This window comes from Paractinoplanes abujensis, assembly GCF_014204895.1.
Taxonomy (GTDB): domain Bacteria; phylum Actinomycetota; class Actinomycetes; order Mycobacteriales; family Micromonosporaceae; genus Actinoplanes; species Actinoplanes abujensis.
This window is the reverse complement of the sequence record NZ_JACHMF010000001.1, coordinates 8,063,956-8,077,153: the sequence shown is the minus strand read 5'-3', so window position 1 is coordinate 8,077,153 and position 13,198 is coordinate 8,063,956. Positions and strand designations below refer to the sequence as shown.

11 protein-coding genes are annotated in these 13,198 nt (G+C 71.0%); 4 read left to right on the top strand and 7 right to left on the bottom strand.

What is annotated here, in order from left to right:
* The first annotated feature begins 50 nt into the window (after nucleotides 1-50).
* Together BKA14_RS37170 and BKA14_RS37165 are read left to right on the top strand one after the other, a co-directional pair.
* Nucleotides 51-584, top strand: a complete 534-nt coding sequence (locus BKA14_RS37170) for a SigE family RNA polymerase sigma factor (RefSeq protein ID WP_184955414.1) — start codon at nucleotides 51-53, stop codon at nucleotides 582-584.
* Nucleotides 574-1,986, top strand: a complete 1,413-nt coding sequence (locus BKA14_RS37165; protein ID WP_184955413.1) for an outer membrane protein assembly factor BamB family protein — start codon at nucleotides 574-576, stop codon at nucleotides 1,984-1,986. The genes BKA14_RS37170 and BKA14_RS37165 overlap by 11 nt, the downstream gene beginning before the upstream one ends.
* On the opposite strand, the gene BKA14_RS37160 is transcribed toward BKA14_RS37165, so the two are convergent.
* The 4 genes from BKA14_RS37160 to BKA14_RS37145 form a co-directional block, all read right to left on the bottom strand.
* Nucleotides 1,976-3,055 carry an amidohydrolase family protein gene (locus tag BKA14_RS37160; protein ID WP_184955412.1) on the bottom strand — a complete coding sequence of 360 codons (1,080 nt, stop codon included), beginning with the start codon at nucleotides 3,053-3,055 and terminating at the stop codon, nucleotides 1,976-1,978. The genes BKA14_RS37165 and BKA14_RS37160 overlap by 11 nt on opposite strands.
* Nucleotides 3,056-3,114: 59 nt before the next feature.
* Entirely contained in the window at nucleotides 3,115-3,549 is a 435-nt protein-coding gene (locus BKA14_RS37155) for a Uma2 family endonuclease (RefSeq protein ID WP_184955411.1), read from the bottom strand.
* Between the two features lie 62 nt (nucleotides 3,550-3,611).
* The gene (ffh, locus tag BKA14_RS37150; RefSeq protein WP_184955410.1) at nucleotides 3,612-5,171 is read right to left on the bottom strand and encodes a signal recognition particle protein; all 1,560 of its coding nucleotides are present in this window, start codon (nucleotides 5,169-5,171) and stop codon (nucleotides 3,612-3,614) included.
* 64 nt (nucleotides 5,172-5,235) lie between these two features.
* The gene (locus BKA14_RS37145) at nucleotides 5,236-5,466 is read right to left on the bottom strand and encodes a hypothetical protein (RefSeq protein WP_184955409.1); all 231 of its coding nucleotides are present in this window, start codon (nucleotides 5,464-5,466) and stop codon (nucleotides 5,236-5,238) included.
* 201 nt (nucleotides 5,467-5,667) lie between these two features.
* Between BKA14_RS37145 and BKA14_RS37140 the strand changes: the two genes are divergently transcribed.
* Both BKA14_RS37140 and BKA14_RS37135 read left to right on the top strand, forming a co-directional pair.
* The gene (locus BKA14_RS37140) at nucleotides 5,668-7,368 is read left to right on the top strand and encodes a stealth family protein (protein ID WP_184955408.1); all 1,701 of its coding nucleotides are present in this window, start codon (nucleotides 5,668-5,670) and stop codon (nucleotides 7,366-7,368) included.
* A complete protein-coding gene (locus BKA14_RS37135; RefSeq protein WP_184955407.1) occupies nucleotides 7,365-8,612 on the top strand; it encodes a nucleotide sugar dehydrogenase in 1,248 nt (415 codons plus the stop codon). Before BKA14_RS37140 ends, BKA14_RS37135 begins: the two co-directional genes overlap by 4 nt.
* Nucleotides 8,613-8,621: 9 nt before the next feature.
* Here the strand turns inward: BKA14_RS37135 and BKA14_RS37130 are convergent, their stop codons facing one another.
* From BKA14_RS37130 to BKA14_RS45380, 3 genes are read right to left on the bottom strand one after another with little or no spacing between them, the layout of a single operon-like run.
* Nucleotides 8,622-10,346 (bottom strand): FAD-dependent oxidoreductase, encoded by a 1,725-nt coding sequence (locus BKA14_RS37130; RefSeq protein ID WP_184955406.1) that lies wholly within the window; start codon nucleotides 10,344-10,346, stop codon nucleotides 8,622-8,624.
* Between the two features lie 29 nt (nucleotides 10,347-10,375).
* The gene (locus tag BKA14_RS37125; protein WP_184955405.1) at nucleotides 10,376-12,265 is read right to left on the bottom strand and encodes a maleylacetate reductase and hydroxyquinol 1,2-dioxygenase domain-containing protein; all 1,890 of its coding nucleotides are present in this window, start codon (nucleotides 12,263-12,265) and stop codon (nucleotides 10,376-10,378) included.
* A gap of 39 nt (nucleotides 12,266-12,304) precedes the next feature.
* Complete coding sequence (locus tag BKA14_RS45380; protein ID WP_184955404.1) at nucleotides 12,305-13,186, bottom strand: helix-turn-helix domain-containing protein; 882 nt, start codon at nucleotides 13,184-13,186, stop codon at nucleotides 12,305-12,307.
* Nucleotides 13,187-13,198 lie beyond the last annotated feature (12 nt).

Genomic DNA, 13,198 nt, shown 5'->3' with positions numbered 1-13,198 from the left:
CGCAACCCTGCGGGAGGGCATGTCGTGTCCTAGGTGGAAGGGGGCGGGGGATGACAGCAACTGACGACTTCGACGACTTCTACCGGGACACCAGCCGGCGCCTGGCCCGATACGCGTACGGGCTGACCGGTGACCCGGGTGACGCCCAGGACCTCGTGCAGGAGGCGTACGCACGGGCCTGGCAACGCTGGCGGCGGCTCGCGGACTACGAGGACCGGGAAGCTTGGTTACGGCTGGTGGTCAACCGGTTGTCGACCGACCGGTGGCGGCACCTCGGCGTACGGCGGGCCCGGGCCGCGGCCGAACCACCCCCGCCACACACACCGCCGCCCTCGGAGAACACGGTGCTGCTGATCCGCGCGATGCGCACGTTGCCGATGACCCACCGGCGCGCCCTGGCCCTGCACTACCTGCTCGACCGGTCGGTGGCCGAGATCGCCCACGAGACCGGCGCCTCGCTCGGCACGGTCAAATCGTGGCTGTCGAGAGGCCGGACCCAGCTCGCGGCCGCCCTCGGCGCGACACCCGCCCTGGCCACGAACGGAACCACCACAGCCTCGAAGGGGGCCGACGATGCCAGCTGATCTCGACGAAATCTTCGCCTCGGTGGCTCGCGAGGCCGACGCGATCCCGCTCAGCACCGCCACCCGGGCCCGCCGGCGCGGCCGGCAGCGCAGCCGCAACGGCATCCTCGCGGCGGCCGCGGCGGTGTGCGTCGTGCTGGCCGGGATCGGGGTGGTGGCCGGCCCCGACCGGCGCGCCGACAACAAGACCGTCGCACCCATGCCGTCCCCGTCCGTCACGACCACGGCCGCCGGCCCGCTGCCGCTGGTCGGCCAGCCGATCCCCTTCGGCCGGGCGATCGACGAGGTGCACCCGGCGATCGTGAAGGGTCACGTCTACGCCGCCTGGAAGGTGGGGAGCACGATCTCGGTGGTCGCCGCCGACGTGCGGACGAGCGAGGTCGTCTGGCGGGCCGACGGCTTCGAGGCCGGGTCCGATCTCAGCGCCTCGGTCAGCGCCACCGACGACGCGGTGCTGGTCAGTTACGGCGGCACGAAGACGTGGGTGCTCGACCCGGCCGACGGCCGCCGGATGTGGGAGTTCACCAGCAGCGACCTGGGCGAGTGGGTGCTGCACCGGAAGGTGCTCGTCCAGCGCGACCCCGAGACGGGCCGGGTCGACGCGTACGAGCTGAGGACCGGCCGCGAGCTGTGGTCGATCGCCCCGAGCGCTGACAAGGTCGACCAGATCCTGGGCATGCGCCTGGACGGGGCGGACGTGCTCGCCACCTCGCTCACGGACAACCGGCTGGTGGTCGTGCGGCGCTCGGGCAAGGTGCAGGTGCGCGACATCGTCAGCGGCGACGTGCTGCGGACGACGACACCGGTCTCGCCTCCGGTCGGCGGCAACACCCTGATCGCGTACGAGGGGAAGCTTTTCGACGGTGGCCCCGGGTGCTGCGACACCGAGCCGTATCGCGTGGTGGTGACCGACCTGGCCACCGGCGCCTCGAAGAAGGCCTTCGTCGGCCGGCTGGGGCACAGGACCGGCAGCATGGACGTCTGCGGTCCGGCGATGGTCTGCCTGGTCGATCAGGAGAGCGAGACCGTGTCCTGGGTCAAGATGATCGACACGACGCGGGGCGAGACGATCTGGCAGGTGCCCGGGCCGCTCGACGGGTCCTCGCTCGTCGCGAACGGCACCGACATGCTGGTGGGCGGCGACGGCGTGACCCGGCTGATCGACGGGAACGGACGCGAGAATTTCCGTTTCACCTCCGGCGACGTCCAGTGGCTCGACGGCGGGCGCCTGCTGGTGCTGCCCGAGCTGACCGGGGGCGAGCTGAAGATCATGATCACCGCTTTGGGCACGATCACCACGCTGGGCACGGTGCCCGCGCACACCGCGCCCTGTGCGTTCACCCCCGACCGGCTGGTCTGCGCCAGCCCGCAGGACCTGCGAATCTACGAGTTCAGAGAATGACCCGGCCCTTGAGCACGATCCGGCTCGGCGCGCGGACCACTCGCAGGTCCGCGCGCGGGTCGGTGTCGTAGACGACCAGGTCGGCCAGCCCACCCTCGACCAGCCCCGCAAAGCCCAGCCACTCCCGGGCCCGCCACGAGGCAGCGGCCAGGATCTCCTCGGCGGGCAGCCCGGCCTCCTGCAGGATCAGCATCTCCTCGGCGACCAGCCCGTGCCGGATCCCGCCGCCGGCGTCGGTGCCCACATAGATCGGCACCCCGGCCTCGTACGCGGCCCGCACCACCGACGGGAACCGTTCCTGCAGCGCCAGCATGTGATCGGCGTACGTGTCGAACTTGCCCCGGGCCCGGTCCGCGATCCCGCCGAACGTCCTGATGTTGATCATCGTGGGCACCAGCGCCGTGCCCCGGCGGGCCATCTCGTCGATCAGGTCGAGCGACAGCCCTGTGCCGTGCTCGACGGAGTCGACGCCCGCCCGCACCATCAGCTCGACGCCCTCCTCGGAGAACGTGTGCACGGCGGCCCGCGCGCCCGCCGCGTGCGCCGCGTCGACGGCCGCCGCCATGGTGTTTGCGTCCCACGAGGGGGCGAGGTCACCGGCGTCCCGCGAGATCCAGTCGCCGACCAGCTTGACCCAGCCGTTGCCCGCCTTGGCCTGCTCGGTCACGGCGGCCCGCACGTCGGCCTCACCGTCCACCTCGACGCCGACATCCCGCAGGTATCGCCGCGGCGCCGCCACGTGCCGGCCGGCCCGGGCCAGCCGGGGAATGCCGTCCTCGTCCTCGAGCTCGGGATACGGGTAGGGCGAGCCCGCGTCGCGCAGGGCCAGCACGCCCGCGTCCCGATCGGTGTGCGCCAGCTCCCGCGCCTGGTCAAGGCTGGTGATGGGCTTGGCCCCGAACGCGATCCCCAGGTGGCAGTGCGCGTCGACCAGCCCCGGCACGATGAAACCGCCGTCGCTGATGGTCTCGGCACCCCGTACGGGCTCGTAGGTGACCGTGTCCCCCACCAGCCAGAGATCCCTGACTTCCCCGTCCGGCAGAACCGCCCCACGCACATGAAACGCCATACCGACAGTCCTACCCGATCAGCCCGTCGCCCGTCCGGACGAGCCGCCGTCGCCGCCGGTCAGGAATTGCCCGGATCCTGGTCGCCTTCGTCGTCTTCCTCGTCGCGGAGCGCGGTCAGCGCCGGCACATCGATGCTGATCGGATAGGGGACATCCGTGGTGAACACCTTGCTCGTACTGGTGACCGTGTCGTACTGGCCGTTCTCGCCGAGGCGGTATTCAGTCAACACGACACCATCGGAGAACAACGGGTCGACCAGCAGGTACGTGGTCACGCGGTTGGCCGCGTAGACCTTCCACTTCGCGTTCATGTCACGGACGCGAGAGGTCGGCGAAACCACCTCGAGGACGAGCAGCGCACCGTCGACCGGGGCCGGAGTGCGGCGGCGGTATTCCTTCCGCAGCACCACGACATCCGGTCGAGGCTCGTTTCGCCGGTCGACCTCCAACGACAGGCCGATGACCGGGCTCGGCAGCTGTAGGGCCGCAGTCATCGGGACCTCCTCAGGGGGTGTCACGAGACTACTGTACTCAAGCCTAGATCACCGATCGGTTGTCAGCGCTTGTCCTTGTCGTCCTTCTGCTGCTTCATCAGCTTGTTGAAGTCGAGATTGGGCAGGTTGAAGCCGCCGCCGCCGGCGCCGCCGAGGGCGTTGGGGTCGAGGCCGGGCGGGAGCTGGGGCATGCCGCCCGGGAAGCCCGCGGGCAGGCCGCCCCCACCCGTACGGGGCCGGTTGTTGCCGCCCTTGGTGCCCTTGCGCTTGTTCTTCGGGCTCTTCGTGGCCTTGCGCCGGCCACCGCCGGGCAGGCCCATCATGCCGCTCATCTGCTTCATCATCTTCTGCGCGTCGGCGAAGCGGTTGAGCAGCTGGTTGACGTCCATCACCGTGACGCCGGAGCCGTTGGCGATGCGGGCGCGGCGGGAGCCGTTGAGGATCTTGGGGTTGCTGCGCTCGCCCGGCGTCATCGAGCGGATGATCGCGGTGACCTTGTCGAAGTGGCTGTCGTCGAGCTCGGCCAGCTGGTCCTTCATCTGGCCCATGCCCGGCATCATGCCCAGGATGTTGGCGATCGGGCCCATCCGCCGCACGGCGATGAGCTGGTCGAGGAAGTCTTCGAGGGTGAAGGTCTCGCCGGCCAGCAGCTTGCCGGTCATCTTCTCCTTCTGGTCCTCGTCGAAGGCCTGCTCGGCCTGCTCGATGAGGGTCAGAACGTCACCCATGCCCAGGATGCGGCTGGCCATCCGGTCGGGGTGGAAGAGGTCGAAGTCCTCGAGCTTCTCACCCGTGGAGGCGAAGAGGATCGGCTCGCCCGTGACGTGCCGGACGGAGAGCGCGGCACCACCGCGGGCGTCACCGTCCAGCTTCGAGAGCACCACGCCGGTGACGCCGACACCGTCGCGGAAGGCCTCGGCCGTCTGCACCGCGTCCTGACCGACCATGGCGTCGATGACGAACAGGACCTCGTCGGGCTCGACGGCGTCGCGGATGTCGCGGGCCTGCTGCATCATCTCCTCGTCGATGCCCAGCCGGCCGGCGGTGTCGACGATGACGATGTCTTTGGCCGTGCGCTTGGCGACCTCGATCGAGTCCTTCGCGACCTTGACCGGGTCGCCGATGCCGCTGCCGGGCTCGGGCGCGTAGACGTCGACGCCGGCCCGGCCGCCGACCACCTGCAGCTGGTTGACCGCGTTGGGGCGCTGCAGGTCGGCCGCGACGAGCAGCGGCTGGTGGCCCTGGCCCTTGAGCCAGCGGGACAGCTTGCCGGCCAGGGTCGTCTTACCGGCACCCTGCAGACCGGCCAGCATGATCACCGTGGGCGGCTGCTTGGCGAACTGCAGCCGCCGGCCCTCGCCGCCGAGGATGTTGATGAGCTCCTCGTGGACGATCTTGATGATCTGCTGCGCCGGGTTGAGCGCCTGGGAGACCTCGGCCCCCCGGGCACGCTCCTTGACGTTGAAGATGAAGGCCTTGACCACGGGCAGCGCGACGTCGGCCTCCAGCAACGCGAGACGGATCTCGCGGGCGGTGGCGTCGATGTCGGCGTCGGTGAGCTTGCCCTTGCCCCGGAGCTTGGTGAAAATCCCGGAGAGGCGGTCACTCAAAGTGTCAAACACGGCGAGACTTCCCAGTGGTCAAGAGGAGCGGCGATAGCGCAAGCCTAGCCGCCCGGGATCAGCCTTACCGGTTCCGCATCCGGTACGTCTTCGTCGCCGCCTCGATCCGGCGCTGCGTGCGCGTGCCGGGGGCGATCGACTTCTTGGCCTTGGTGTAGAGGTAGTAGCCCCCGCCGACCGCGAGCGCGCCCACGATCAGGTAGAACAGGGCCGGCCCGAGCAGCGAGCTGACCACCCAGCCGACCACGATCACTCCGGCGATCAACGCCACCAGAAACGCTACGGCCTTACCCATCTCGGCCTCCCCGAGTCGAAGCTGCGGACTCCACCATGACGCACTCGGGCAACCTCCCGCATCGGTGGTAACCCTGAACCCCATGTCCGAAATGCCCGCTATACCACCGATTTCCGGGGTAACGGCGGCGCCGCGCCGCAACTTCTCCCGGCGGTGCCCGTTGGGGCTCGTGACCGAACGGCCCCGCGGAAGGACGACGGTGTGCGGATCATCCGGCTGGCTCCCTGGCCCGTACGGCGGCGCCTGCTCCACCACCTGCAGCGCCGGCTGCTTCCGCTCGTGCCGCCGGCCGACCGGCTCCGGGTGGCCCGCCGGATCGTGCCGCTCGGCCCCCGGCCCCGGCTCAAGCCGATCGGTGACGCGCCGGCCCTGCGGGTCCGTACGGCCGCGGGGCGGGTCACGGCCCGGCGGTGCCTCGACGCCACCCCGGCCGCCGTGCGCCGGGAGAACCTCGATCGCGTGCTGGACGCGCTGACCGGCGCCGGTGTCGAGTGGTTCCGGATCCCGGTGGCGTCCCTGACCCGTACGGGGGTGGCCGTCGACGCCGCCGACCGGGCCCGGGCCATGGCCGCGCTGACCACGGTGACCGCCCGCGGCGAGGGCCGGCTCGACCGCGTGCGGCCGGGACAGGTCGTACGGGCGAGCTGGCCCGTCACGGACCCGTCGGGCCGCCTCACGCTCGGTCCCGCGTACGGCTGCGACGTGGAATTCTGGCGGCGTGAGCAGGGCAACCTGGTGGGGCCGCGCAGCAACCCGGTGGCCGACGTGGTGCCGGTCGACGAGCCCGAGATCGCAGTGGCCGAGCCGGTGTTCGGCCCGTTCGGCGCGCCCGGCACGACCCGCCGCTACCGCACACGTGAGGTGTTCACGATGGTCAGCCCGGACCGGGTGGCCTTCCCGATCGACGCCGTCTACACGTGGGTCGACGGCGGCGACCCGGCCTGGCACGCGCGCAAGGCCGCGGCGCTGCGCGAGAACGGCTGGGTGGCCGGTTCGAGCGGGCAGACGGCCAACGACTCGCGGTTCGTCTCGCGCGACGAGCTGCGCTACTCGCTGCGCTCGCTGCACGCGTACGCGCCTTGGATCCGGCACGTCTATCTGGTCACCGACGACCAGGTGCCGCCCTGGCTCGACACCACCCGCGCCGACCTGACCGTGGTCAGCCACCGCGAGATCTTCGGCGGCACCGGGCGGCTGCCCACCTTCAACTCCCAGGCCATCGAGACGCGTCTGCACCACATCCCCGGACTGGCCGAGCATTTTCTCTACCTCAACGACGACGTCTTCCTGGGCCGGCCGGTGGCGCCCGAACTGTTCTTCACGCCGGGCGGACTGACCCGCTTCTTCCCGTCCGGAGCGCTGGTCGGCTCGGCGCCCCGGACGCAAGCCGACGCCCCCGCCGACTCGGCCGGCAAGAACAACCGCCGGCTCATCCAGAACACGTTCGGCCGGGTGCTGACCCACAAGATGAAGCACACGCCGCACCCGTCGCGGCGCAGCGTGCTGGCCGAGATCGAGCAGCGCTTCGCCGAGCACGTCGAGGCGACCGCCGGGCACCAGTTCCGCCACCCCGACGACATCGCCATGTTGTCGTCGCTGCAGCAGTACTACGCCTACCTGACCGGCCGCGCGGCCCCCGGGCAGATCAGCTACCTCTACACCGACCTGGCCGACCCGGCCACGCCGTTCCACCTGGCCCGCCTGCTGCACCGGCGCCACCTCGACGCGTTCTGCCTCAACGACACCGACTCCTCCGTGAGCGCGGCGCCCGAGCAGGCGGCGTTGCTGGCCGAGTTCCTGCCGGCCTACCTGCCCTTCCCGTCCCGGTGGGAGGGCGCGGTGGTGCCGCGCGTCGCCCGTCAGGTCAAGCGGGTCGCGGTCGTCGGAGAGGCGGTGCGATGAGCGCCGACGTGGTGGTGCTGGGGCTGGGCTACGTCGGGCTGCCGCTGGCCCAGCAGGCCGTCCGGGCCGGCTTGACCGTGCTCGGGTTCGACGTACAGGCGCAGGTGGTGGACGCGCTCAACGAGGGGCGCTCGCACGTCGACGACCTCACGCAGGCCGACATCGCCGAGATGCTGGACGGCGGTTTCCGGGCCACCACCGACGAGGCGCTCATCGGTGCTTGCACGACGGCCGTCATCTGTGTGCCCACCCCCCTGGCCGAGGGTGACGGGCCCGACCTGAGCGCGGTCACCGGGGCCACCGAGGCGATCGGCCGGCAGCTGCGGCCGGGCATGCTCGTGGTGCTGGAATCCACCACCTACCCCGGCACGACCGACGAAGTCGTACGGCCGCTGCTGGAGAAGCTGTCCGGGCTGACCGCGGGCGTCGACTTCCACCTGGCGTTCTCCCCCGAACGCATCGACCCCGGCAACCCGCACTTCGGGGCGCGCAACACGCCCAAGGTGGTCGGGGGTTACACGCCGGACTGCACCTTGCGCGCGGCGGGCTTCTACGGACGTTTCGTGGAGACGGTGGTGCGTACGAGGGGAACTCGCGAAGCGGAAACCGCGAAGTTGTTGGAGAACACCTATCGCCACGTGAACATCGCCCTGGTCAACGAAATGGCCCGGTTCTGCCACGAACTCGGGATCGACCTGTGGGACGTGATCCGCGCCGCGTCGACCAAGCCGTTCGGCTTCCAAGCCTTCTATCCGGGGCCCGGCGTGGGCGGGCACTGCATCCCGATCGACCCCAACTACCTGTCGCACAACGTCCGCAGCCGGCTCGGCTACCCGTTCCGCTTCGTCGAACTGGCCCAGGAGATCAACGCGACGATGCCGTCGTACGTGGCCCGCCGCGCCCAGAACCTGCTGAACGCCGACGGCCAGGCGGTCCACGGCGCGACGATCCTGCTGCTGGGCGTCACCTACAAGCCCGACATCGCCGACCAGCGCGAATCACCGGCCACCCCGCTGGCCCGCCACCTGCAGTCACTGGGCGCCACAGTCGTCTTCCACGACCCGTACGTCACCGACTGGATCGTGCCCCGAGCCGACGATTTGCGCGGCACCGTGGTCACGGCCGACCTGGTGATCCTGGTGCAGAACCACCGCGCCTACGACGCCGACGACCTGGCCGCGCTGGCCAAACGTTTCTTCGACACCCGCGGCGCGACCACCGTCCCGGAGGCGCACCGGCTCTGAAGGCCCAGGTCACCGCCCCAGTATCCGGTTCAGGGCAGAACTCAACTCGCCTGCGGGGTCGGCGGCCAACTCGGAAGCCCGGTAGCCGACGTAGTTGTCGGGGCGCAACAGCACGCAGCCGGAGTCGCCGACTTCGCGCAGCCGGGCCCAGTCGCCGTAGGCGTCCTCGTAGTCGGCGCCGGGGCCGATCACGTGCGCGGTCACGCCGAGCGCGGCCGCCGCGGTCACCCACGGCTCGCCACCCGGCCCGGTCAGCAGCACGAACCGGCCGCCACCGCCGAGGTCCAGCGTGGACAGACGGGTGTTGCCGCGGACCACCCACGCGTGCGGCACCTTGGCGCCGGGCCATGTGGTCGGGTGGTGGTAGAGCTCGGCGTCGCGTGGGTTCGCAGGTGGTGGGCCGTCGGGGAGCACGGCCGACGAGGTGTAGCGCTGGTCGAGTTCGACGCCGTGCGTGTTGAACTCGTAGTTCTTGAACTCGATGGCTTCGCGCAGTTCGCGCCGCTGTTTCTCGGCCGCGGGGGTGGCCAGTTTGCGCGCGTCCATGTTGCGGCGCAGCTGCTCGGGGTCGCCGGTGGTGAGCAGCCCCAGCGCGTCGAAGATGCGGGTCGTCTCGCCGATGCTGCGGTTGGCCCGGTCGACGATCTGCCGCCCGACCGGCGCCCGCTCGGCCGAATACGTGTCCAGCAACGCCGGTCCGGCCGTCCCGTTCAGCACCAGGCGCAGTTTCCAGGCCAGGTTGTAGGCGTCCTGGATCGACGTGTTGGAGCCGAGCCCGTTGGACGGCGGGTGCCGGTGCACGGCGTCGCCCATGCAGAACACGCGACCGTTCTGGTACGTCTCGGCGTACAGGTGGTTGACCGTCCACGCCGAGGACGACTTGATGGTGACGGGCACCGAGTCGTCGCCGATCAGGTGGTGCGCGATCCGCCGGGCGTAGTCCTCGGTGAGGTCGGGCGGTGCGCCGTTGATGTCGTAGCCCCAGACGATGAGCCATTCGTGCCACGGCCGGACGCAGCGCACCAGGCCCATCCCGATGCCGCCGACGTCCGATCCGGTCTGCAGCACCCAATAAAGCGTGCTCGGCCGGTGCGCCGTCAGCGCGGTCAGGTCGGCCTCGAAGACGATGTTGATGCTGCCCGCGACGCCCATCTGGCCGACCATGGGCAGCCCGATGTCCGCGGCGACCTTGCTGCGCCCGCCGTCCGCGCCGATCAGGTATTTCGCGCGGATCCGGTATTCGTCGCCCCGCAACCGGTCCCGTACGGTCGCCGTCACCCCGTCCGCGTCCTGCTCGAGCGACAGGTATTCGGTCTGGTAGCGCAGCGAGGTGCCCCGGGCCACCGCGGTGCCGACGAGCACCGGTTCCATCAGGTGTTGCGGCATGTCGCAGATGCTGGACGGGGAGGCCAGGTCGTGGTCGGCCTGTCGCGCCGGATGGGTGTACCAGGTGTGCAGCCGACCCAGTTCCTCCCCGGCCAGGCTGGAGCAGAAGACGGTGTCGCCCATCAGCCGTTGCGGGGTGGCCTGGGCGATCACCTGGTCCTCGATCCCGGCGTCGCGCAGCACCTCCATCGTGCGCTGGTTGGTGATGTGCGCCCGCGGCGTGTCCGAGAGCCGGCCGTACTTGGTGACGACGATGTTCGGCACGCCGTACGTGCTCAGCAGCAGCGCAGCCGCCCCACCGGCGGGGCCGCTGCCCACGATCAGCACGTCGGTCTCGACGTCAGCCATGCCGGCCGCCCGCCGGAGACGCGATGACGTCAGTCATGGTGATCCTCCAGGGGTGCGATGCGGAAGGTGAATTCGACCGTGCGGGTGCCGTCGGCAGCGGCCGGGAATTCGACGATCAGGTCCTCCTTGACGCCGAAGACCGCGTCGGAGTCCAGGTACGGCCCGCCGGCCACGAAGAGCTGGGTGATGAGCCGCCGGAACCCGGGCGCGCTGATCATGAAGTGCAGGTGCGGGGCCCGGTAGGGGTGGCGGCCGGTGGCTCGCAGCATCTGCCCGACCGGGCCGTCGTCCGGGATCGGATATTCCGACGGCAGGATCGAGCGGAACCACAGCCGCCCGTCGGTGTCGCTGCGCAGCCGGGCCCGTAGCACCGGTCCTTCGATGTCAGGCAGCTGCACGTCGTAGAAACCGTCCTGATTGGACTGCCAGACGTCCACGACCGCGTCCGGCACCGGCTGCCCGTCGAGGTCGACGATCCATACGTCGGCCCGCAGCGGCACGCCCGGCAACCCTTCGGCGAGGTCGGTCCCGGCGGGCACCGAGGGCGGCCCGTCGACGTAGAACGGGCCGAGCACGGCCGACGGCGTGGTTTCCGGCGAGCGCGAATTGCTCAGCAGGTCGACCGCGCTGGAGATCCCCAGCGTGTCGCTGAGCAGCACGAATTCCTGCCGCGTGGGTGAGCAGAGCTGACCCGTACGGGTGAGGAAGTCGATCGCCGCCTGCCATTCGTGCTCGGTGAGGTCGTTGTCGGCCACGAAGCCGTGCAGCCGCCGCACCAGGTCGGACAGCAATTGCGCCGTACGGGGTGAGGCCGCCCCGGCGAAGCTGGCCACCACCTCGTCGGTGAGCCACGTGATGTCGGGCCGCCGGCCGCTCGCACCAGGCCGCTCGCCCCGCCATGCGCTCTGCAGCACCGACGAAACCCCCTCGGCGGTGACCTCACGCGGATTCGGGTACGGCTGCGCGGTGGCCAGCGCTGCCGCGCGCGGCAGATCGGCGGCGGACAGGCCGAGCGCTTCCAACGAGCCCGGCGCTCCCAGCCGCGCGGCCAGGTCGTGCACGGCCGCCGGGGCATCCGTCGCGCCCAGGGCCGCGGCGATCCGGCGCATGGCTTCGGGGGCGGCCGCGGCGTTGTAGGCCATCACATGAGGCAGCACGACCGCGTGCGTCTCCGAGTGCGGCAGCCCGAACGACCCGCCCAGCACGTGGCAGAGCTTGTGATGCAGCCCCATCCCCACGGTGCCGAGGCAGATCCCGGCCAGCCACGCCCCGGCCAGAGCGTCCGACCGCGCGTCGAGGTCGTCCGGCCGTTCGACGATGACCGGCAGGGAACGCGCAAACCGCGCCAGAGCATCCTGCGCGAAGGCGTCGACGGCCGGGTCGGCCTGCGGCGAGTACAGCGCCTCGACCGCGTGCGCCATGGCGTTCAGCCCGCTCGTCACCGACAGCCTCACCGGCAGTCCGAGGGTCAGCTCGACGTCGTAGACGACCGTCCGGGGCAGCAGGGCGGGGTCGCTGCGGGTCGTCTTCTTGCCGTCCGCGGTCTCGCCCACGACCGGCGTCATCTCCGAGCCCGCGTACGTCGTGGGCACCGCGATCTGCGGCAACCCGGTGCGCGCGGCGAGCGCCTTGCCCAGGCCCGTGCTCGATCCCCCGCCGATCGACACCAGGCAGTCCACGTCGTGTTCGCGCACGAGATCGAGCGCTCGCGTGGTCACCTCGACCGGGGTGTGCATCGCGACCTGCTCGAACCGCGCCACGGCGAGCGGCCCCAGCAGCCCGGCCGCGCGCTCGGACCGTCCGCCCAGCAGCAGCACGCGCGCGGCCCCGATCCGCGCCACCTCGTCGGGCAGCCGGCTCAGCGTTCCCGCTCCGAAGACCACCCGCGAGGCGTGCCCGTTGTGCTCGAACGACTCCACCCGCCCAGTGTCGGCGCGCGATCGATCAGGATCCTGCACCTAAGCGCTGCACGAAACGCGCATCGCGGCCGGGGTGATGCTCAGATGCGCGCGCAGCACCCGGGTCAGGTGTTCCTGGTGGGAGAAGCCGCAGCGCTGGGCCACCTCGGCGATCGGGATCGTGGTGCCCCGCAGCAGCCGCCCGGCCGCGTCGACCCGGCGCTGGATCAGGAACTGGTGGGGTGACAGGCCGGTGCGCGCCTTGAACTGGCGGCCGAACTGGCTGACGCTCAAGCCGGTCACGGCGGCCATCTCGCGCAGCGGCAACGGTTCACCGAGCCGGGTCTCGACCATGTCCCGTACGGCGTCGAGCTGCCGATCGGTCAGCCCGGAGCGCCGGGGCGGCGGGGGCACCGGCCGCCCGCGCACGCTGTGCTGCCGGGCCAACTGAGCGGCCAATGCGTAGCCCAGGTGGTCCACATAGGTGCGTGCGGTGGGCTCCCATTCCCGCATCACCCGGTCGAGGGTCAGCATCAGCTGCTCGACCAGGGGGTCGAGGGCGCCCAGTTCCTCGGCCAGTTCGACCGGTCCGTCGTCGCAGGCCGCGCGGAGCAGGTCGTCGGTCAGGTAGGCGTGCACGGTGTCGAGCGCGCCGCCCAGTTCGACGGTCAGTTCTTTGCCCGCCGGGTGCACGAACAGGCCGCCCGGCGGCACGGTCCGCGAGCTGGTCAGCCCGAGATGCCCGCGGCGCACCGTGACCGGCCCGTTGCGGTGCAGGATCACCAGGTGGCTGGGCGCGCCCCCGAAGCTGGCCTGGTAGGGCTGCTCGCTCTGGGTGGAGACGTAGAGCGATGACCAGCCGAGGCCACGGCTGGTGCGGTCGGGGTGCACCCACGGCTGCCGGAGGATGCCGTTGGTGTCGTGGACCGTGAGCTCCGCCACACGACCATGACA